Annotated in this window: 19 protein-coding genes; 10 read left to right on the forward strand and 9 right to left on the reverse strand. The window is 76.8% G+C overall.

The window, feature by feature from the left end:
* Nucleotides 1-5: 5 nt before the first annotated feature.
* From ACI79B_RS05850 to ACI79B_RS05860, 3 genes are read left to right on the forward strand one after another with little or no spacing between them, the layout of a single operon-like run.
* On the forward strand, nt 6-1,214 hold the full coding sequence (locus ACI79B_RS05850; protein ID WP_456926588.1) for an ArsA-related P-loop ATPase: 1,209 nt from the start codon (nt 6-8) through the stop codon (nt 1,212-1,214).
* Nucleotides 1,211-1,528: a hypothetical protein gene (locus tag ACI79B_RS05855; protein WP_456926589.1), complete on the forward strand. Its 318-nt coding sequence runs from the start codon at nt 1,211-1,213 to the stop codon at nt 1,526-1,528. Before ACI79B_RS05850 ends, ACI79B_RS05855 begins: the two co-directional genes overlap by 4 nt.
* On the forward strand, nt 1,529-2,521 hold the full coding sequence (locus ACI79B_RS05860) for an ROK family glucokinase (RefSeq protein WP_456926590.1): 993 nt from the start codon (nt 1,529-1,531) through the stop codon (nt 2,519-2,521). It begins immediately after the preceding gene.
* Nucleotides 2,522-2,533: 12 nt separating this feature from the next.
* Here the strand turns inward: ACI79B_RS05860 and ACI79B_RS05865 are convergent, their stop codons facing one another.
* Complete coding sequence (locus tag ACI79B_RS05865) at nt 2,534-3,241, reverse strand: hypothetical protein (protein ID WP_456926591.1); 708 nt, start codon at nt 3,239-3,241, stop codon at nt 2,534-2,536.
* 142 nt (nt 3,242-3,383) lie between these two features.
* On the opposite strand from ACI79B_RS05865, the gene ACI79B_RS05870 reads away from it, so the two are divergent.
* Complete coding sequence (locus ACI79B_RS05870) at nt 3,384-4,145, forward strand: lysophospholipid acyltransferase family protein (RefSeq protein WP_456926592.1); 762 nt, start codon at nt 3,384-3,386, stop codon at nt 4,143-4,145.
* Here the strand turns inward: ACI79B_RS05870 and ACI79B_RS05875 are convergent.
* The 3 genes from ACI79B_RS05875 to ACI79B_RS05885 are packed head-to-tail and all read right to left on the reverse strand — an operon-like array spanning nt 4,142 to nt 7,199.
* Nucleotides 4,142-4,717, reverse strand: coding sequence for a TetR/AcrR family transcriptional regulator (locus ACI79B_RS05875; RefSeq protein ID WP_456926593.1), 576 nt, complete (start codon nt 4,715-4,717; stop codon nt 4,142-4,144). The two genes, ACI79B_RS05870 and ACI79B_RS05875, sit on opposite strands and share 4 nt — an antisense overlap.
* A gap of 11 nt (nt 4,718-4,728) precedes the next feature.
* On the reverse strand, nt 4,729-5,670 hold the full coding sequence (locus ACI79B_RS05880) for an alpha/beta fold hydrolase (RefSeq protein WP_456926594.1): 942 nt from the start codon (nt 5,668-5,670) through the stop codon (nt 4,729-4,731).
* Entirely contained in the window at nt 5,667-7,199 is a 1,533-nt protein-coding gene (locus ACI79B_RS05885; protein WP_456926595.1) for a flavin-containing monooxygenase, read from the reverse strand. Before ACI79B_RS05885 ends, ACI79B_RS05880 begins: the two co-directional genes overlap by 4 nt.
* Nucleotides 7,200-7,304: 105 nt before the next feature.
* On the opposite strand from ACI79B_RS05885, the gene ACI79B_RS05890 reads away from it, so the two are divergent.
* Nucleotides 7,305-8,213 carry a short-chain dehydrogenase/reductase gene (locus tag ACI79B_RS05890; RefSeq protein ID WP_456926596.1) on the forward strand — a complete coding sequence of 303 codons (909 nt, stop codon included), beginning with the start codon at nt 7,305-7,307 and terminating at the stop codon, nt 8,211-8,213.
* Nucleotides 8,214-8,233: 20 nt separating this feature from the next.
* Nucleotides 8,234-8,722: a polyadenylate-specific 3'-exoribonuclease AS gene (locus ACI79B_RS05895; RefSeq protein ID WP_456926597.1), complete on the forward strand. Its 489-nt coding sequence runs from the start codon at nt 8,234-8,236 to the stop codon at nt 8,720-8,722.
* 75 nt (nt 8,723-8,797) lie between these two features.
* Here the strand turns inward: ACI79B_RS05895 and ACI79B_RS05900 are convergent, their stop codons facing one another.
* Both ACI79B_RS05900 and ACI79B_RS05905 read right to left on the reverse strand, forming a co-directional pair.
* Nucleotides 8,798-10,915, reverse strand: a complete 2,118-nt coding sequence (locus ACI79B_RS05900; protein ID WP_456926598.1) for a methyl-accepting chemotaxis protein — start codon at nt 10,913-10,915, stop codon at nt 8,798-8,800.
* Between the two features lie 124 nt (nt 10,916-11,039).
* Nucleotides 11,040-11,435: a PaaI family thioesterase gene (locus ACI79B_RS05905; RefSeq protein ID WP_456926599.1), complete on the reverse strand. Its 396-nt coding sequence runs from the start codon at nt 11,433-11,435 to the stop codon at nt 11,040-11,042.
* Nucleotides 11,436-11,533: 98 nt separating this feature from the next.
* On the opposite strand from ACI79B_RS05905, the gene ACI79B_RS05910 reads away from it, so the two are divergent.
* The 3 genes from ACI79B_RS05910 to ACI79B_RS05920 all read left to right on the forward strand — a co-directional run bounded on the left by ACI79B_RS05910 (nt 11,534) and on the right by ACI79B_RS05920 (nt 15,005).
* Nucleotides 11,534-12,556, forward strand: a complete 1,023-nt coding sequence (locus tag ACI79B_RS05910; RefSeq protein WP_456926600.1) for an ATP-dependent 6-phosphofructokinase — start codon at nt 11,534-11,536, stop codon at nt 12,554-12,556.
* Nucleotides 12,557-12,584: 28 nt separating this feature from the next.
* Nucleotides 12,585-13,922 carry a class II 3-deoxy-7-phosphoheptulonate synthase gene (locus ACI79B_RS05915; protein WP_456926601.1) on the forward strand — a complete coding sequence of 446 codons (1,338 nt, stop codon included), beginning with the start codon at nt 12,585-12,587 and terminating at the stop codon, nt 13,920-13,922.
* 72 nt (nt 13,923-13,994) lie between these two features.
* Nucleotides 13,995-15,005, forward strand: a complete 1,011-nt coding sequence (locus ACI79B_RS05920) for a threonine aldolase family protein (protein ID WP_456926602.1) — start codon at nt 13,995-13,997, stop codon at nt 15,003-15,005.
* A 44-nt stretch (nt 15,006-15,049) separates the two neighbouring features.
* Here the strand turns inward: ACI79B_RS05920 and ACI79B_RS05925 are convergent, their stop codons facing one another.
* The 3 genes from ACI79B_RS05925 to pknB form a co-directional block, all read right to left on the reverse strand.
* A complete protein-coding gene (locus ACI79B_RS05925; RefSeq protein WP_456926604.1) occupies nt 15,050-16,228 on the reverse strand; it encodes a S8 family peptidase in 1,179 nt (392 codons plus the stop codon).
* 143 nt (nt 16,229-16,371) lie between these two features.
* Nucleotides 16,372-17,250 carry a deoxyribonuclease IV gene (locus ACI79B_RS05930; RefSeq protein ID WP_456926605.1) on the reverse strand — a complete coding sequence of 293 codons (879 nt, stop codon included), beginning with the start codon at nt 17,248-17,250 and terminating at the stop codon, nt 16,372-16,374.
* On the reverse strand, nt 17,247-19,238 hold the full coding sequence (pknB, locus tag ACI79B_RS05935; RefSeq protein ID WP_456926606.1) for a Stk1 family PASTA domain-containing Ser/Thr kinase: 1,992 nt from the start codon (nt 19,236-19,238) through the stop codon (nt 17,247-17,249). The genes ACI79B_RS05930 and pknB overlap by 4 nt, the downstream gene beginning before the upstream one ends.
* 166 nt (nt 19,239-19,404) lie before the next feature.
* On the opposite strand from pknB, the gene ACI79B_RS05940 reads away from it, so the two are divergent.
* Entirely contained in the window at nt 19,405-19,542 is a 138-nt protein-coding gene (locus ACI79B_RS05940) for a hypothetical protein (protein ID WP_456926607.1), read from the forward strand.
* Nucleotides 19,543-19,579: the final 37 nt, after the last annotated feature.

The following is a 19,579-nucleotide window of genomic DNA, read 5'->3' on the forward strand; positions in this document are numbered from 1 at the left end:
CCCGCGTGCGCACCCTGCTCCTCACCGGCCCCGGCGGGGCCGGCACGACCACCCTCGCCGCCGCGGCCGCCGTGCGCGCCGCCCGGGACGGGCGCCGGGTGGTGCTCGTGACCCGGCAGCCGGTCCCCGAGGGGACGGCGGCCGCGGGCGTCGAGGTGGTCGTCGCCGAGCCGCAGGCCGGGCTCGAGGCGCTGTGGGCCGAGCGGGTGGCCGGGCCGGCGGCTGCGGTGCCCGACCTCGAGCTGCCGCCGGCGAGCTCGGTGGTGCCGCTGCCCGGCGCGGGCGAGCTCGGCGTCCTCGCGGCGCTCGGCCGGGTGCGGCCGGACACCGACCTCGTCGTCCTCGACGCCGGGCCGCTGCCCGCCGCCACGGGGCTCGTCGCGCTGCCGGGCGCGCTGCGCTGGTGGCTGGAGCAGGTGGTGACCACCCGGGTGCGGGTGCTCGCCGCCGTCCGCACCGCCGCCGTCCGCGCGGGCACGGTGCGCCGGGGTGCCGCCGACCTCGCCCTCGACGCGCTGCCCGACCTCGAGGCGCTGCTCGACCGGCTCCCCCTGACCGACCCCGCCGCGACCGCGGTCTGGCTGGTGGGCCGGCCGCGGCCCTCCGCCGTCGCCGCGCTGCGGGCCGCGACGACCGCCCTGGCCGTGCACGGGCAGCGCCCGGTGGGCGTGCTCGCCCGCCGGCTGCCCGGCGGGCCGGCGGACTGGGCGGTCGCCCGGGCGGCCGAGGAGGAGGCCGCGCTCGCCGCGCTGGCCGGGGTCGCGCCGGTGCGGGAGGTCGCCGAGGCCGCGGTCGAGCCGGCCGGCGCCGAGGCGCTCGCCGCGCTCCTGCCCGACCTGCCCGGGCCGGCCGGCGGGTCGGTCCCGCCGGTGCCCGCACCCGAGCGCGTGGACGGCGGCTGGCGGCTGACGCTCCCGCTGCCCTTCGCCGAGCGCGCCGGGGTCCGGCTCACCCGCTGGGACGACGACCTGGTGGTGACGGCCGCCGGCACCCGCCGCTCCCTGCGCCTGGACGCCCTGCTGCGCCGGTGCGTGGTCACGTCGGGCACCCTGGCCCACCCGGGCAGCGCCGCCGCGCGGCTGGTGGTCGGCTTCGCCGCCGACCCGCAGCAGTGGCCGGCCGACCTGCTGGCGGCCGTCGGGGCGGACGGTGCTGAGGGGGCACCGTCGCGCAGTGCGGCGGACGGCCCGGCGGACGACAGGGGGACACGGTGACCGAGGGAGCCGACTGGCTCGATCAGGCGCGGCGGCTGGTGGCCGGGGTGGGACAGGCCTGGGCCGAGACCGGCGCCGCCGCGGAGGGGACGGCGGGGGAGCACGAGCCGGGCGGGGACTGCCGCTGGTGCCCGCTGTGCCGGGCGGCCGCCGTCGCCCGCCGGCCGGACGTCAGCGAGGCGCTCGCCGACCTGCTGACCAGCGCCGCCGGGGCGCTGCGGTCGGTGTCCACGCCGCCGGCGCCGCCCGCGCCCGGGCCGGCCCCGGCGCCGGAGCCGGAGCCGGCGCAGGTCCAGCACATCGAGCTCGGCTGAGTGGCCGGCGACCGGAGCGACCCCGCCGCACTGCCCGCGCTCGGCGTCGACGTCGGCGGGACCAAGGTGGCCGGTGGCGTCGTCGCGCCGGACGGGACGGTGCGGGACACCGCCCGCCGCTCGACGCCGACCGCGTCGGTGACCGAGACCGAGGCCGCGATCGCCGGGGTGGTCGAGGAGCTCGCCGTCCGGCACGGCGGCCCGCTGGCCGCGGTCGGCGTCGGCGCGGCCGGCTGGTTCGACCGCACCGGCGACGTCGTGCTGTTCAGCCCGCACCTGGCCTGGCGGCACACCTCGCTGCGCCGCGACCTCGCCGCCCGCCTGCAGCGGCCGCTGTGGGTGGGCAACGACGCCGACGCCGCCGCCTGGGCCGAGTACCGCTTCGGCTCCGCCCGCGGGGCGGAGCTGGCCCTGTGCATCACCCTCGGCACCGGCATCGGCGGCGGGATCGTCGCCGGCGGCCGGCTGCAGCGCGGCGCGCACGGGGTGGCGGGGGAGTGGGGGCACATGCGGGTGGTCCCCGACGGGCGGCTGTGCGCCTGCGGCAACCGCGGCTGCTGGGAGCAGTACGCCAGCGGCAGCGCCCTGGCCACCACCGCCCGCGAGGTGGCCACCCGCTCGCCGGCCGCGGCGGCGCGGCTGCTCGACCGCGTCGACGGCGACCCGGCGCGGCTGACCGGCGAGGACGTGGCCCGCGCCGCGGCCGACGGCGACCCGGTGGCGCTGAGCCTGGTGAGCGACGTCGGGGAGTGGCTCGGCCAGGGCATCGCGGACCTCGCCAGCGTGCTCGACCCGGACGTCGTCGTGATCGGCGGCGGGGTGAGCGTGCTCGGCGACATGGTGCTCGACCCGGCGCGCGAGCGGCTGGGGCGGGCGCTGCCCGGCCGCGGCTTCCGGCCCGGCCCGAAGGTGGTCGCCGCGGCGCTCGGCGCCTCGGCCGGCCTGGTCGGTGCGGCCGACCTCGCCCGCGCGGCGGTCTGCGCCGGTCGCTAGACGCCCGCGCCGCTAGACGACGGCCCCGTCGTCGCCGTCGTCGTCGCGGTCGCGCATCCGGGACAGCGCCAGGGCGGCGCTGCCGACCAGGGCCGCGACGCCGAGCACCAGGCCGGTCTCGGTCCGCAGGCCCAGCACGCCCGGCGCGCCGACCAGCACCACGCCGGCGGCCGCCAGCAGCACCGCGTACAGGGTCGAGGGCGAGGGCATCGGCACCGGCGGGGCCGGCGGGGGCTCGTAGTGCTCCTCGGCGAGCGGGTCGTCCTCCTCGTCGTCGGGGGGCGGCGTGGCGGGCCGGACGACGGCGGGCTCCGCGGGGTCGGCGTCCTCGACGACGGTGCGCCCGTGCTCGGCCTCGTAGGCGGCGACGATGCGCGTCCACTCGGCGTCCTCGTCGAGGTCGCGCCGCAGCGGGCGCCGCTCGGCCGCGGGGCCGCCGGCGGGGGCGTGGTCGTCGGCGTGCCGCTCGACCAGGGAGCGGCCCTCGCCGAGGCGGGTGCGGTCGACGAACAGCCGGTCGGCCGGCGGGCTGGGGAGGAAGACGGTGCGGGTGTAGGGCCCGACGTCGGCGGCCGGCTCGAGGTAGGCGGCGATGCCGGCGTCGCGCAGCACGTCGAGCAGGTGCTCGCCGACGCGCGGGTCGACGTCGCGCAGCGGCGCCCAGAGCGCGGCGTCCAGGCCGTTGTCGCGGCGACCCCGCCCGCGCCGCGGCCCGGTCACGCCGCGGCCCCCCGGGGGAGCGGCCGGTCAGCAGCCACGGTGGTCCTCCTCCGGGGTCGGGCGGGCGTCCGGCCGACGTGACACGCGGGCCGATTGTCGGCGGGGCACCCGGATCCCTAGTCTGGCAGCCCGACAGGGAGGCGTGTTGTTCTACTGGTTCCTCAAGTTCGTGGCCATCGGCCCGCTGGTGAAGCTCGTGTTCCGCCCGCGGGCGGAGGGGCGTGAGCACGTACCTGCCGATGGTGCCGCGATCCTGGCCAGCAACCACCTCTCGGCCTCGGACTGGATCTTCATGCCGCTGTCGCTGCGGCGCCGGGTCACGTTCCTGGCCAAGCAGGAGTACTTCACCGGCACCGGCGTGAAGGGGTGGCTGCAGCGGGCCTTCTTCTCCGGCGCGGGGCAGGTGCCCATCGACCGCGCCAGCGCGACGGCCGCCGAGGACGCCATCCGCACCGGCCTCCGGATGCTCCGGGAGGGCCGGCTGCTGGGCATCTACCCCGAGGGCACCCGCTCGCCCGACGGCCGCCTGTACCGCGGCAAGGTCGGGGTGGCGCGCATGGCGCTGGAGACCGGCGTGCCGGTGATCCCGGTGGCGATGGTCTACCGGCCGCGGCGGATGCCGTTCGGGAAGAAGCTGGTCCGGGTGCGCGTGCGCTTCGGCGAGCCGCTGGACTTCTCCCGCTACGAGGGCCTGGCCGGCGACCGCTTCGTCGAGCGGTCCATCACCGACGAGATCATGTACGAGATCATGACGATGTCGGGCCAGGAGTACGTCGACGTCTACGGCGCCACCGTCAAGAAGTCGATGCAGGCCACCGGCGCGAGCGCTGCCGACGTCGTCGGGCGGCTGCAGCCGCCGGCCGGCGAGGCCGGTGACCGGGCGCCCGACACCCTCGCCGGCTAGCGGTCGAGGAGCCGGCCGAGCAGGTCGGTGAGCAGGGCCAGCAGCTCGTCGCGGCTGGTCGCGGGCTCGCGCACCCACTGGTGGACGAGGTCCTCGGTGAAGGCGAACCACGAGCGCACCAGCTGCCGGCGCAGCGGGTCCTCGAGCCCGCCGAGCGCGCCGATGCCGAGGTCGACCAGCGCCTCGCGGGTCTCCTCGTAGACCTCGGCCACCCACGGGTCGCCGCCGGCCGCGCCGCGGACGAACGCCAGGTGCGACTCCCGGTAGGTCTCCACCCAGCCGACGTAGCGGTCGAGCATCCACGCCGGGCGCTCCGCGGCCGGCAGGTCCGCCGGCGGGGTGAGGTGGGCGCGCAGCAGGTCGGCCGCCGCGCGCGTCACGGCCTGGTAGTACTCCCGCTTGGACGGGAAGTAGTGGAACAGCAGGCTGCGGCTGATGCCCGCCCGCCGGGCCACCTCGTCGATGGTCAGCTCCTGCACCGGGGTCGTGGGCAGCAGTTGCAGGCCGATGCCGACCAGCTGCTCCCGCCGGTCGGCGGCCGACCGGCGGGAGCGCGCGGGGGAGGAGGGCACGGCCGGACCGCTCAGTCGGCGGCCCGGGACGCCGCGGCCTCGGTGAGCAGCCGCGCGATCGACGCGGTCACCAGGGACGGCCGCTCGTTCGGCAGCATGTGACCGGTCCGCGGGACCACCTGCACGTGCGCGCCGGGCAGGGCCTCGGCGAGCCGGCGGGTGTGGCGCACGGGGGTCAGCTTGTCGGAGTCACCGACCAGCAGCTCGACCGGCACGCGGGTGAGCGCGGCCAGCTCGGCGGACTTGTCGTGGTCGCCCAGCGCCGGCAGGAACGCGGTGAACGCCCGCACGGTGGTGGCGTGCACGATCCCGGCCCCGGCACGCACCATCGCGTCGGTGGCGTCGGCGCCGTAGAGCAGGTCGCGCACGAGCGCCCGGTGCCGCGGGTGCTCCGGCGGCACCAGCCGGCGCAGCCGCTCGACGACGCGCGCGCCGGCCAGCGCGAGCGACAGCGCGCCGGGGGTGAGCCGCTGCCGGAGCCGCTCGGCGCGGGTGCGCGGCGGCGACTGCAGGTCGCCGGCCGACGTCGACACGAGCGCGACGCCGCGCACCCGGTCGCCGAACAGCTCGGGCCGGGCCGCGGCCAGGCACATGACCGTCATGCCGCCCATCGAGTGCCCGGCCAGCACGACCGGGCCGGACGGCGCCAGCCGGTCGAGGACCGCGGCGAGGTCGAGGCCGAGCCGGTCGATCGAGATGTCCGCAGTGCCCCAGGTGGAGCGGCCGTGGCCGCGCTGGTCGTAGCGGACCAGGCGCAGCCGGCCGTCGGCCACCTGCGGGGTGAGCAGCGCGGCGACGTCGTCCCAGGCGGCCTGCGACAGCGTCCAGCCGTGCGCGAGGACCAGCGTCACGGGGGCGTCGTCGGGACCGTCGACGGTGGCGTGCAGCAGGGCGCCGTCGGGGGTGGCGACGGCGGCGGTGCGGCGCAGCCGCAGGGGAGCGGTCGTGCTCACGCGGCCACCTCCGGGGTGCGGGCGGGCGCGCCGGCGGGGGTGCCGACGTAGTTCTCGCGGTCCAGCCGCCGGGTCAGCCTCCGGAAGCGGAAGGTGAAGTCCGGCCAGAGCGTGGTGTTGTGGCCGTGCCGGTCGAGGTACCAGCTGCCGCAGCCGCCGGCCAGCCACACCGTGCCGCGGGACCGGCGGGCGATGAGCTCGCGGTAGGCCTCCTGCGCCTCCGGGGTGGTCTCGAGCGCGTCCAGGCCCTCGGCGGCCATGGTGCGCAGGGCGTCGTCGACGTAGGCCACCTGCGACTCGATCATGTAGACCATCGACGTGTGGCCGACGCCGACGTTCGGCCCGACCAGCAGGAACAGGTTGGGGAAGCCGGCGACGGCGCTGCCCCGGTTGGTCACCATGCCCTCGTCCCACACCTGCGCGAGGGTGCGACCGTCGCGGCCGGTGATCCGCCGGGCGATCGGCAGGTCGGTGACGTGGAAGCCGGTGGCCAGCACGATCGTGTCGGTGGGCCGCTCGACGCCGTCGACGGTGACGATCGAGCGCGGCCGGACCTCGGCGATGCCCGCGGTGACCAGCTCGGCGTTGGGGGCCGACACCGCCGGGTAGTAGTCGTTGCTGATCAGGATCCGCTTGCAGCCGATCGTGTAGTCCGGCGTCAGCGCCTCCCGCAGCTTCGGGTCGCGGACCTGCCGGTGCAGGTGCGCCCTCGCCACCCGGCCCACGGGCCCGAGGAAGCGCCGGTTCTTGGCCATGCCGACGACGAGGAACTCGCGCACCAGGTAGAGCACCGCGCGGACCAGCCGCTGGAAGCCGGGGACCAGCCGGTACAGCCGCTGCACCCGCGGGGACACCGGGTGGTCGGTGCGCGGCACGATCCACGGCGGCGTGCGCTGGTAGACGGCGAGGCTGCCGACCCGCGGCTGGACGGCGGGGACGATCTGGATCGCCGAGGCGCCGGTGCCGACGACGGCGACCCGCTCGCCCGTGAGGTCGTGGCCGTCGTCCCAGCGCGCCGAGTGCACGACCGTGCCCGCGAAGGAGCGCAGGCCGGGGATGTCGGGCCGGCTCGGGTCGGCCAGCGCGCCGGCGGCGGAGACGAGCACGCGGGCGCGGAACCGGCCGGCCGTCGTCTCGACGTCCCAGCGGCGCGCGGCGTCGTCCCAGCGGGCGGCGGTGACCTCGGCGCCGAAGACGCAGTGCCGCCGGACGTCGAAGCGGTCGGCGGTGGCCTGCAGGTAGGCCTGGATCTCCGGCTGCTCGGAGTAGGAGCGCGGCCAGTCCGGGTTGGGCGCGAAGGAGAAGGAGTAGAGGTTGGACTGCACGTCGCAGGCGGCGCCCGGGTAGTGGTTGTCGCGCCACGTGCCGCCGACCTCGTGCGCCCGCTCGAGCAGCACGAAGTCGGCCTCGCCGCGCTGCCGCAGCCTGATCGCCATGCCCAGGCCCGCGAACCCGGTGCCGATGATCGCGACCCCGACCTCCCGGGTGTCCTCGGCGCCCGGGGCGGGCCTGTCCAGCGTGCTGGTCACCGGGTGCTCCTCCTACGACGTCCGGCTTGCTGAGCAACGGTCAACAAGCTACAACCGTCGTTGAGCAGTGCTCAACACGAGCGCCGAGACCCCGAGGGAGCACCGATGCCGCTGTCGCCCCGCAGGAGGACCCGCACCCCGCTGGCCGGGAGGGCGGTGCTGGTCACCGGCGCCGCCCGCGGCATCGGCGCCGAGCTGGCCCGCCGGGCCGCCGCCCGCGGCGCCCGGGTGGCGCTGGCCGGCCTGGAGCCCGGGCTGCTGGCCCGGGTCGCCGACGAGCTGGGCCCCGAGCACCTGTGGGTGGAGTGCGACGTCACCGACCCCGAGGCGCTGCGGGCCGCCGTCGCCCGGACCGTGGACACCTTCGGCGGGCTCGACGTCGTCGTCGCCAACGCCGGGATCGCCCCGCTGACCACCGTCATGACGAGCTCCGCGCACGCGCTGTCGCGCACGATCGAGGTGAACCTGACCGGCGCGGTGCTCACCGCGCACGCCGCGCTGCCGGCGGTGGCGGAGCGGCGCGGGCACGTGCTGCTGGTCAGCTCCGCCGCCGCGTTCACGGTGCTGCCGGGCATGAGCGCCTACTGCGCGGCGAAGGCCGGGCTGGAGCGCTTCGGCGACGCGCTGCGGCTGGAGGTGGCCCACCGCGGCGTCACCGTGGCCAGCGCGCACCCGACCTGGATCGACACCGACCTGGTGCGCGACACCGAGGCGGCGCTGCCCACCTTCGCCGCGACCCGCCGGCGGCTGCCGGGACCGCTGGGCGCGTACACCTCGGTGGAGGAGTGCGCCGAGGCGCTGGTGGAGAACCTGGAGACCCGCGGCCGCCGGGTGTTCGTGCCGCGCTCGGTCGGCGTCGTCTCGGCGCTGCGCCAGGCGGTCACCGGGGCGGTGGCGGAGAAGGTGATGGTCAGGCTGTCGGCCGCCCGCGTGCCGCAGCTCGAGCGGGAAGTCGCGGCGCTGCAGGGGCAGGAGTTCGGCCGCTCCTCGGTGGGCGGCCGCCGGGCGGGCTGAGCGCACCTACGGTGGGCGGTGTGCGGCGGTTCTTCTACGACACCGAGTTCATCGAGGACGGGACGACGATCGACCTCGTCTCGATCGGCGTCGTCGACGAGACCGGCCGCGAGTTCTACGCCGTCAGCACCGAGTTCGACGAGCGCCGCGCCATCCCGTGGGTGCGCCGCAACGTGCTCGACCAGCTGCCGCCGCCGGCCGACCGGGCCTGGCGCAGCCGCCGGCGCATCCGCGACGACCTGCTCGCCTTCCTCACCGGCCCGGGGGAGGAGGTCGAGCTGTGGGCGTGGTTCGCCGCCTACGACCACGTGGCGCTGGCCCAGCTGTGGGGGCCGATGACCGCGCTGCCGCGGGCGGTGCCGCGGTTCACCCGGGAGCTGCGGCAGCGGTGGGACGACCTCGGCCGGCCGGAGCTGCCGCCCAAGCCCGCCGGCACGCACGACGCGCTGGTCGACGCGCGCTACAACCTCGCCCGCTGGCAGGCGATGGAGGCCGCCCGGCCCCGCTGAGCGGCGGGCCCGGGCGGCCTCCGTCCCCGTGCACCTCCGCGGAAGTGCACCGTGCACTTCCGCGGAGGTGCACCGTCACACCGTGAAGACGGCGAGCAGGCGGGTGAGCTCCTGGGAGAGCCCGTCGAGCTCCACCGCGGCGGCGTGCGCCCGGTCGACGTCGTCGGCGCTGTCGCGGGCGTCGGCGCTGACCGTGGTGAGCGTGGCGGACACCGAGCCCGCGCCCTCGGCGGCCGCGGCGACGCTGCGGGTGAGCTCGCGGGTGGTCGCCGACTGCTCCTCCACCGCGCTGGCGATGGTCAGCTGGTGGTCGTTCATCGCGTGCACGACCTCGGCGATGCGGGTGATCGAGCCGACCGCGGCACCGGTGTCGGCCTGGATGGCCTCGACCCTGCGCGCGATGTCGTCGCTGGCGCGGGCGGCCTCCTGCGCGAGCTCCTTGACCTCGTTGGCCACGACGGCGAAGCCCTTGCCCGCCTCGCCGGCGCGGGCGGCCTCGATGGTCGCGTTGAGCGCCAGCAGGTTGGTCTGCTCGGCGACGGCGGCGATGACGCGCACCACCTCGCCGATCTCCGCGGAGCTCGTCCCCAGGGCGGCGATCGCGCCCTCGGTCCGGCGGGCGAGCTCGGCGGCCTGCCGGCCCACCTGCGCGGCCTCGGCGGCGCTGCGGGCGATGTCGGTGATCGACAGGCCCATCTCCTCCGCGCCGGCCGCGGCCGCGGACACGCCGGCGCTGATGTCGCTGGCCGCGGTGTGCGCCGCCTGCGCCTGGTCGCGGCTGCGGGCGGCGCGGGTGGCCAGCCCGTCGGCGACCGCGGCCACGCCCGACGCCGACGCCGCCACCTGGCGGGCGCAGCCGCCGATGTCGCGCACGGTGCCGGCGACCTTGTCCACGAACCGGTTGAACGCCGCGGACAGCTGGCCCACCTCGTCGTCGCCTCCGACCGTCGTGCGCTGGGTCAGGTCGCCCTCGCCGTCGGCGATCTCGGCCATGCGGGCGCGCAGCTGGTGCAGCGGCGCGGTGAGCCGCCGGCCGAGCTGCCAGGCGACGACCCCGCCGAGCAGCGCGACGAGGACGGCGGCGAGGACCAGCGCGGTGACCATGGCGGCGCGGCCGTCGGCGAGCCGGTCCACCGGGCCGGTGAAGTCGGCGTCCCGGGCGAGGGTGACCAGCACCCAGTCCCACGGCGCGTAGTAGGCGACCTGGGCGGTGGTCGGGCCGGCCTCGGCGTCGGTGAAGTGCACGGTGGCCTGCTCGCCGTCCGCCAGGCCGAGGGCGGCGTCCACGATCTCGCGCACGTACGGGCGGCCGTCGGCGTCGGTGGCGTCGATCAGCGCCTGCCCGTCGCGGGCGCCGTCGGGGCTGACCAGCACGGTGCCGGCGCGGTCACCGGTGCCGCCCCACACCTCGACGTGCCCGTGCGCGCCGACCTGCGTGGCCTCCAGGCTCTCCCGCAGCGCCGGGATGGCCTGCTGCTGCTCGCCGACGTAGAGCATCCCGACCAGCTGGCCGGCCCGGTCCCGAAGCGGCGTGTAGGCCGCCACGTACCAGGAGCCGACGACGAAGGCGTTGCCGCGGTAGGTCTGCCCGGAGGTGACCGCCGCGACCACCGGGTTCGGCCGCCCGCCGGGGTCGACCGCGGGGATGTAGGTGCCGATCGCGCGCCGGCCGTCCGCGCCGGTGACGTTGGTGGCCACGCGCAGCATGTCGCCCGCCGGCGTGCGCTGGAAGATCGTCGCGGTCCCGCCGACCAGCGCCTGCACCTGGTCGACGACGGCGGTGGGCAGCGCCGGGTCGCCGTTCTGGCCGAGCCACTGCCCGCCGACGGTCACCCGGGGCAGGTCGACCGGCGTCACCTCGCCGGACTGCTGGTTCTTCGCCTCCCAGTGCACGGGCCCGCCGGGGCCGCCGACGGTGAGCCCGCCCGAGCGGGCGAGCACGTCGAGGGCGACGGCGAGCTGGCTGTCGACCCGCGCGGCGGTGGACTGGCCCTGGGTGGCGACGACGTCCTGCACGCCGGCCGCGGTGCGCGCGACGCTCTCCTCGACCAGTTCGGTCACCGACTCCTGGGTGGTGTCGGCGAACCGCGCGCTCTGCCACGCGCTCACCCCGGCCATCGCGCCGCCGGTCGCCGCCACGCTGGCGACGGCCAGCGCGACCACCTTCGTCCTGATCCCCCACCGTCCGAGCACGTCGTCCCCCTCCCGGCCCGGGCAGAGCACCCGGCACCGCGCCGCAGCGTCGGCAGGAGGCGGCCGGTCCTGTACCGGAACCCGCCGCGGTGGGACGGCCGGGGCGGGTGGGGCGGACCGTGACTCAGGCGGGTCCGAGCACGGCCTGGGTCTGGGTGACCGAGGCCACCGGCCGCCCGTCGTCGTCGGTCACCTCGGTGAGGACGACGACCGTCGAGCGGCCGACGTGCAGCGGGCGGGCGGTGGCGTGCGCCGTCCCGCCGCGGACCGCGCGCAGCAGGGACGTCGACGAGGCGAGGGTCGACGTCGACGCCCCGGGCGGGAGGTTGAGGAAGGCGCAGACGGCGCCGACGGTGTCGGCCAGCGTCATCAGCGCGCCGCCGTGCAGCACCCCGCCCGCTGTGCACCGCTGCGGCGCCCACGGCAGCCGGCCGGTGACCTCCCCGGGCCCGGCCCGGTCCAGCTCGACGCCGGTGGCGACGGCGAAGGGCATCAGCGCGAGCAGCTCCGCGGGGTCCACGGCGGCGATCCTGCCGCTTCCGGCGCGCAGACGGTGACCGCGGTCACGGATGGGTGCAGGATCGTGCTGACCTGCGGTTCGTCCCTCCGGGAGGCGTCGTGCGCATCGGGATCCTGACCGGCGGGGGCGACTGCCCCGGCCTCAACGCGGTCATCCGGGCCGTGGTCCGGTGCGGCATCGGGGCCGGGGACGAGGTGGTCGGTTTCCGCGACGGCTGGCGCGGCCTGCTCGACGACGACGCCGTCCCCCTGGACCTGTCCGCCGTCCGCGGGCTGCTGCCCCGTGGCGGCACCGTGCTCGGCACCTCCCGCACCAACCCCTACGCCATCGACGGCGGGCCCGCGCGGGTGATGGCCACCCTCGAGCGGCACGGGATCGAGGCGCTGGTCCCGGTGGGCGGCGAGGACACCCTCGGCGTCGCCGCGAAGCTGACGGGGGAGGGGGTGCGGGTGGTCGGCGTGCCCAAGACGATCGACAACGACCTCGACGGCACCGACTACACGTTCGGCTTCGACACCGCGGTCGGCGTCGCGATGGAGGCCATCGACCGGCTGCACACCACCGGCGACAGCCACCACCGCACGCTGGTCGTCGAGGTGATGGGGCGGCACGCCGGCTGGATCGCGCTGCACGCGGGGATGGCCGGCGGCGCCACCGTCGTGCTGGTGCCCGAGCGCCCGTTCGACGTCGAGGCCGTGGTCGCGCACTGCCTGCACCGCTTCGAGTCCGGCTACTCGCCGATCGTCGTCGTCTCCGAGGGGGCCCGGCCGGCCGACGGCGACCTGGTGACCGCCACCGGCGAGCGCGACGCCTTCGGGCACGTCCGGCTCGGCGGCATCGGCGCGGCGCTGGCCGCGCTGCTGGAGGAGCGCACCGGCCGGGAGGCGCGCGCGGTGGTGCTCGGGCACATCCAGCGCGGCGGCACGCCCTCGGCGTTCGACCGGGTGCTGGCCACCCGGTTCGGCCTGGCCGCGGTCGGCGCGCTGCACGAGGGGCACTCCGGTGTCATGGTGGCCCTGCGCGGGACCGACGTCGTGCCGGTGCCGATCGCGGAGGCCACCGCGCGGCTCAAGCTGGTGCCGCTGGAGCGGTACGCCGAGGCCGAGGTGTTCTTCGGGTGAGGCGGGGGACCGCCGTACCCTCGACGGCGTGAGCCTGTCCCCCTCCCCGCAGCCGGTGCCCGGCCTCGACCGGTGGCGCGAGCTCCCCGCCGCCCAGCAGCCGACCTGGCCCGACCGCACCGCCCTCGACGGCGTCCTCACGACGCTGTCGTCCGTGCCGCCGATCGTGGCGCCCAGCGAGGTCGACGAGCTGCGCGGCCGGCTGGCCGAGGTCGCCCAGGGGCGGGCCTTCCTGCTGCAGGGCGGGGACTGCGCGGAGACCTTCGACCTCAACACCGACGCGCACCTGCAGAGCACCACGCGCACGCTGCTGCAGATGGCCGTCGTCCTCACCTACGGCGCGAGCGTGCCGGTGGTCAAGGTCGGCCGGGTGGCCGGGCAGTACGCCAAGCCGCGCTCGTCGGACACCGACGCGCTGGGCCTGCCGTCCTACCGCGGCGACATGGTCAACTCGCTGGAGCCGGTGCTCGAGAAGCGCATCCCCGACCCGAACCGGCTGGTGCGCGCCTACGCCAACTCGGCCGCGGCGATGAACATGATCCGCGCCTACGCGCACGGCGGCCTGGCCGACCTGCACGCCGTCCACGACTGGAACAAGGACTTCGTCGCCAACTCGCCGGCCGGTGTCCGCTACGAGGTCATCGCCCGCGAGATCGACCGGGCGCTGGCGTTCATGAAGGCCTGCGGGGTCGACGACAGCGCGCTGCGCGGCGTCGAGCTCTACAACAGCCACGAGGCGCTGATCCTCGACTACGAGGCCGCGCTGCTGCGGGTGCACGAGGGCCGGCCCTACGCCGCCTCGGCGCACTTCGTGTGGATCGGCGAGCGCACCCGCCAGCTCGACGGCGCGCACGTGGAGTTCATGTCCCGCATCGCCAACCCGATCGGCGTCAAGATCGGGCCCTCCACCACCCCGGAGCAGGCCACCGAGCTGGTCGAGCGGCTGGACCCCCACGGCGTCCCTGGCCGGTTGACGCTGATCAGCCGCATGGGCAACGGGAAGATCCGCGACGTCCTGCCGCCGATCGTGGAGAAGGTCACCGCCAGCGGCCACCAGGTCGTGTGGCAGTGCGACCCGATGCACGGCAACACCCACGAGTCCTCGACCGGCTACAAGACCCGGCACTTCGACCGCATCGTCGACGAGGTCCTCGGCTTCTTCGACGTGCACCGCGCGCTGGGCACCTGGCCCGGCGGCATCCACGTCGAGCTCACCGGCGAGGACGTCACCGAGTGCCTCGGCGGGGCGATGGAGATCAGCGACGAGGACCTCAACAGCCGGTACGAGACCGCCTGCGACCCGCGGCTGAACACCGGGCAGTCGCTGGAGCTGGCCTTCCTCGTGGCGGAGATGCTGCGTGGATGAAGGACCCCGCTGCCCCCCACCGTTCGCACGCTCACGGCGGGCCCCTGCAGCGGGGCCGGAAAGCCTGACGGGATGACCTCCTTCATCGACCTCCGCTCCGACACCGTCACCCGCCCCACCCCCGGCATGCGCCGGGCGATGGCCGAGGCCGAGGTGGGCGACGACGTCTACGGCGAGGACCCGGCGATCCGGGCGCTCGAGGAGCGGGTCGCGGACCTGTTCGGCCACGAGGCGGCGCTGTTCGTCCCGTCCGGGACGATGGGCAACCAGATCGGCATGCGGCTGGTGTGCGAGCCCGGCCAGGAGGTGCTCTGCGACGCCGACGCGCACGTGGTCACCTACGAGATGGGTGCCGCGGCCGCGGTGTTCGGCATCTCCACCCGCACGGTCGTCTCCGACGGCGGGCTGCTCGACGCGGACGCGCTGATCGACCAGGTGCGCCCGCGCGGCGACTGGCACCTGACCGCCACCGCCGCCGTCGCCGTCGAGAACACGCACAACCGCGGTGGCGGGCGGGTGCAGCCGCTGGCCGAGCTCGAGCGGCTGTTCGCCTGGTCCCGCGATGCCGGCGTCGCCGTGCACCTCGACGGCGCCCGGATCTGGAACGCGTCCGTCGCCTCCGGCGTGGCGCTCGCGACCTACGGGCGGCTGGCCGACACCGCGTCGGTCTGCCTGTCCAAGGGGCTCGGCGCGCCGGTCGGGTCGGTGCTCGTGGCCTCGGCCGAGCGGATCGCCGTCGGGCGGCTGTGGCGCAAGCGCCTGGGCGGCGGCATGCGGCAGGCCGGGGTGCTGGCCGCGGCCGGGCTCTACGCGCTGGACTCCCACCTCGCCCGGCTGGCCGAGGACCACGAGCACGCCCGGCTGCTGGCCAAGCGCCTGGGCGTCGACCCGGCCACGGTGGAGACCAACATGGTCGTCGTCGACGACGTCCCGGCGCCGGTCGTGGCCGGGGCCGCCAAGGCGCGCGGCGTGCTGGTGTCCCAGGTGAGCCCCCGGCGGATCCGCCTGGTCACGCACCTCGACGTCGACCGGGCCGCGGTCGACCGCGCCGGCGACGTCCTCGCCGACCTCCTCGACCGCTGAGACGCCCGCCGGCCACCGCTGGGGTGGCCGGCGGGCGCCGCGGCTCACCAGGAGCTGAACAGCAGCCGGTTGGGCGTGCCGGCCCGGGTGGCGGTCCGCGAGAGCGTCACGTGGTCGGTCGTCGCGGCCGCGGTGACCGCGCCGGCGACCGTCGCCGGCGCGGCGCCGGGCGCGGTCGACAGGTACAGCGCGGCGACACCGGCGACGTGCGGCGTGGCCATCGACGTGCCGCTGATCGTGCTGGTCGCCGTCGGCGAGGTGTGCCATGCGCTGGTGATGCCGACGCCGGGCGCGAGCAGGTCCACGCAGCTGCCGTAGTTGCTGAACGCCGCGGCGGTGTCGGTGCGGTCGGTGGCGCCCACGGTGAGCGCGGCGGGGACCCGCGCGGGGGAGGAGGCGCAGGCGTCCTGGGCCACGCCCGCGGTGTTGCCGTTGCCGGCCGCGACGGCGTAGGTCACGCCGTCGGCGATGCTGTTGCGGACCGCGGTGTCGATCGCCGTGCTCGCCCCGCCGCCCAGGCTCATGTTGGCCACCGCCGGCGCGCCCGCCGTGTGGTTCGCGGTCACCCAGTCGATGCCGGCGACGACGCCGGAGGTGGTGCCGTTGCCGGCGCAGTCCAGGACGCGGACGCCGACCAGGCGCACGCCCTTGGCGACGCCGTACGTGGTGCCGCCCACGGTGCCCGCGACGTGCGTGCCGTGGCCGTTGCAGTCGTCGGCGGGGCCGCCGTCGACGGCGTCGTACCCGGAGACCGCCCGGCCGCCGAAGTCGGCGTGCGCGGCGTTGATGCCGGTGTCGATGACGTAGGCGGTGACGCCGCTGCCGGTCGCGGTGTAGCCGAACGTGCCGGACAGCGGCAGGTCGCGCTGGTCGGTGCGGTCCAGGCCCCACGGCGCGCCGGACTGCGCGCCCTCGGCGGTGACCACCTGGTCGCGCTCGACGGCGACCACGCCCGGGATGGCCGACAGCCGGCCCGCGGCGGCCTCGGGCAGCTCGACGGCGAAGCCGGTGAGCGCCGCGGTGTAGACGTGGGCGATCCGGCCACCGAGGCCGCGGGCACGGTCCGCCGCCTGGTCGGGGAGGGTGGAGCGGTCGACGGTGACCACGAAGGTGGCCCGCGGGCCGCCGTCGGCGGGTGCGGCGGAGGCGGGGCCGGCGGTGACGCCGAGGCCGGCGGTCGCCAGCGCGACGACGCCGACGGCCAGGGTGCGACGAGTGGGCAAGGACGGCTCCTCGGGGTGACTCTCCGCAACCCGGCGGCCGCGGTGGGATGCGAGCCAATCCCGTGTCGTAGATCACCGCAAGTGAAGACGCGAACCCGCAGGGTGACCGCGGCGTGTCGCCCTCCCCGGGCGCGGCGCGCGCGTCAGGCGGCGGTGGACTCCACGGGGCGGCCGTCGCGCAGGGCGCACAGCAGGGCGATGTCGCGGGCGTGGCCGCGGTCGGCGCTGGGCGTCTCGACGACGACCGGCACCCCGGCCATCGACGGGTGCGCCATGAGCTCGCCGAACGCGCCGACGCCGATCGAGCCCTCGCCGATGGTGGTGTGCCGGTCCCGCTTGGAGCCGCGCTCGTCGAGGGAGTCGTTGGCGTGCACCAGCCCGAGACGGCCCGGGCCCACGGTGGCCTCCAGCGCGTCGAGCGTCGCCGTCGTCCCACCCGGGGTGGCCAGGTCGTGCCCGGCCGCCCACGCGTGGCAGGTGTCCAGGCAGACGCCCACCTTCGGGTGCCAGTCGAGCGCCGCGAGGTACGGGCCGAGGTCCTCGACGGTGGCCGCCAGCGACCGGCCACCGCCCGCCGTCGGCTCGACCAGCAGCCGCGGGCCGGCGTCGGGGAGGGCGTCGAGCACCGGCAGCAGCCGCTCGTGCAGCTGGCGCAGCGCGGCCTCGTAGCGGTCCTCGTCCACGGCGGACCCCGCGTGCACGACGACGCCGCGCACGCCGAGCTGCACGCCGCGGGCGAGGTCGGCGGCGATCGTCTCGATCGAGCGGTCGACGGTCGCCGGGGTGGGCGAGCCGACGTTCACCAGGAACGGCGTGTGCACGAACGACGGGACGCCGCGCTCGGCCAGGCCCGCGACGAACGCGGCGTCCTGCGCGGGGTCGCCGGCCGACCGCTTCCAGCCGCGCGGGTTGCCGACGAAGACCTGCACCGCCTGCGCGCCGACGTCGTCGGTGTAGCGCAGCCCGCCGGTGGCCAGCCCGCCGGCGACCTGGACGTGCGCCCCGATGGGGATCGACGTCACCCGAAGCTCAGCAGCAGGCTCACCTGGCTTCCCAGGTCGACGACGGTGCCCGCGCCCGGGCTCTGCCGGTACACGCGGTCGCCGGTGATGAAGGTGGAGGTGGTGACCGTCAGGCCCGCGGCCTCCAGGGCCGCGGTCGCCTCGTCCTCGCCCATGCCGGTCACGTCGGGCACGGTCACCTGCGGCACGCCGATGGAGACCTGGATGGTCACCTCGCTGCCGTAGGGCGCCTCGGTGCCCGGCCCCGGGGTGACCGCCATGACCGCCCCGGTGGGGACGTCGGCGCTGCGGCCCTCGGTGCGGACGACGGTGAAGTCCTCGGCCTCGAGGTTGGCCTGCGCGGCGTCGGCGGGCTGGCCGACGACGTTGGGGATCGCGACCGGCGCCGGCCCGCGGCTGACGTAGACGACCACCGGGTCGCCGCGCCTGACCTCCGTGCCGGCCTCGGGCTCGAACCCGGTGACCGACCCGACGGGGACGTCCTCGTCGTAGTCCTGCTGCTCGGTGGGGACGACGGGGATGCCGGCCAGCGCCTCGCGCACCGCCTCGATCGGCTGCCCGACCAGGTCGGTGGGCACGGTGAACCGCTCGGGCCCCTTGGAGACCACCAGCTCGACGTCGGTGTTGCGGATCGCCTCGCCGCTCTCGGGGTCGGCGGAGATGACCACGCCCTCGGGCACGGTCTCGCTGAACTGCTCCTCGGCGAAGACCGGGTCCAGGCCCGCCTCCTGCAGCAGGTCGACCGCGGCGGCGCGGTCGCTGCCGACCAGGGAGGGCACCTGCGTCCAGCGACCGGAGCCCATCCACCAGCCGATCGCGCCGACGGTGACCGCCAGCAGCAGCACGACGGCGACGGCCAGCCGCGCGCGGCGGCGCCGCACCTGCGGCGAGACGCCGGTGCGCTGCGGCGGGGCGGGCCGCCGCCCGCCGACGTCGGCCGTCGAGCCGGTGCCGACGTTCGGCAGCAGGCTGGTGCGGCCGGCGCGGGAGGAGCGGGCGCCGCCGAGCACCTCGGTGCCCGGCTCGGTGTCGCCGTCGCCGGGGTCGCTGGGGTGCCGGCGCGGGGGCCGGTTGGTCGGGCGGATGGTGGCCGGTCCCGCGGAGCTGCGCCCGGTGGGCACCGGCACGCGGGCCAGGCCCAGGTCGCTGCGCACGTCCTCGAGGTCGGCGAGGAAGGCGCCGGCGTCCAGCGGGCGGACGGCGGGCTCGCGGCGCGTCGTCCGCTTGACCAGCTCGTCGACCTGCCACGGCACGGTCGGCACCTCGGCCGAGGGCAGGGGCACGTCGTGGTGCACGTGCTGGTAGGCCACCGCCAGCGGGGTGTCGCCGCCGTAGGGCGGGTGGCCGGTGAGCATCTCGAACAGCACCAGCCCGGCGGCGTAGACGTCGCTGCGGGCGTCGGCGCGGCCGCGCTCGAGCTGCTCGGGGGACAGGTAGGCGACGGTGCCGATGAGCACGCCGCCGGTGTGGCTGGTCTGCCCGGTGCCGGTGAGCGCGCGGGCCAGGCCGAAGTCGGCCACCTTCACGGTGCCGTCGTGGCCGATGAGCACGTTCTCGGGCTTGACGTCGCGGTGCACGATGCCGGCGCGGTGCGCGGCCGACAGCCCGGCCAGCACCGGCTCGAGGACGGCGAAGGCCTCGGCCACGGTCAGCCGGCCGCGGGCCTGCAGCAGGTCGCGCAGGGTGCGGCCGCGGACCAGCTCCATCACCAGGAAGACCAGCCCCTGGTCGCTGCCCTGGTCGCTCACCCCGACGACGTTGGGGTGGCTGAGCATCGCGGCGGCGCGGGCCTCGCGGGTGAACCGGCCGACGAACGTCGGGTCGTGCGCGAGGTGCTCGGCCATGACCTTGACAGCGACCGTGCGGTGCAGCCGGAGGTCGGTGGCGGCGTAGACGGTGGACATGCCGCCGCGCGCGAGGCGCTCCTCGAGGCGGTAGCGCCCCTCGAGGACCAGGCCGACCACGGGGTCGGTCACGGCGGTGTCCACGGGCAGGAGTCTAGGAGCGCACCGCCCCGGAGCGGTCGGCACACGCGCAGGCGGGCGGGCCGCCACACCCTCCCGTCACACCGGTCACGGGAGGGGTCGCCCGCGTGCACCCGCCCCGGCGGGGGTAGGCGGGCGGGCACCGATCGACGAGGGAGAGGACGAGCACGTGAGCGAGCAGACACCCGAGCCGGGCCCGCAGGGCGAGGTCGAGCGCGGCGGCGCGGACGAGGGCAGCGGCGCCCCGGTCACCGAGACCGAGGTCGAGACGTCGAAGCGGCCCGAGGACCGCGACAGCGACGTCTGACGGTCCCGGCCCGGGGCACCCGCCCCGGGCCGGGCCG

It is taken from the genome of Geodermatophilus sp. SYSU D00879, assembly GCF_054050375.1.

Bases quoted from the DNA above. Each gene is read 5' to 3' on its own strand.
- ACI79B_RS05920 (WP_456926602.1), top strand. From the start codon at position 13,995: ATGACCTCCTTCATCGACCTCCGCTCCGACACCGTCACCCGCCCCACC.
- ACI79B_RS05890 (WP_456926596.1), top strand. From the start codon at position 7,305: ATGCCGCTGTCGCCCCGCAGGAGGACCCGCACCCCGCTGGCCGGGAGG.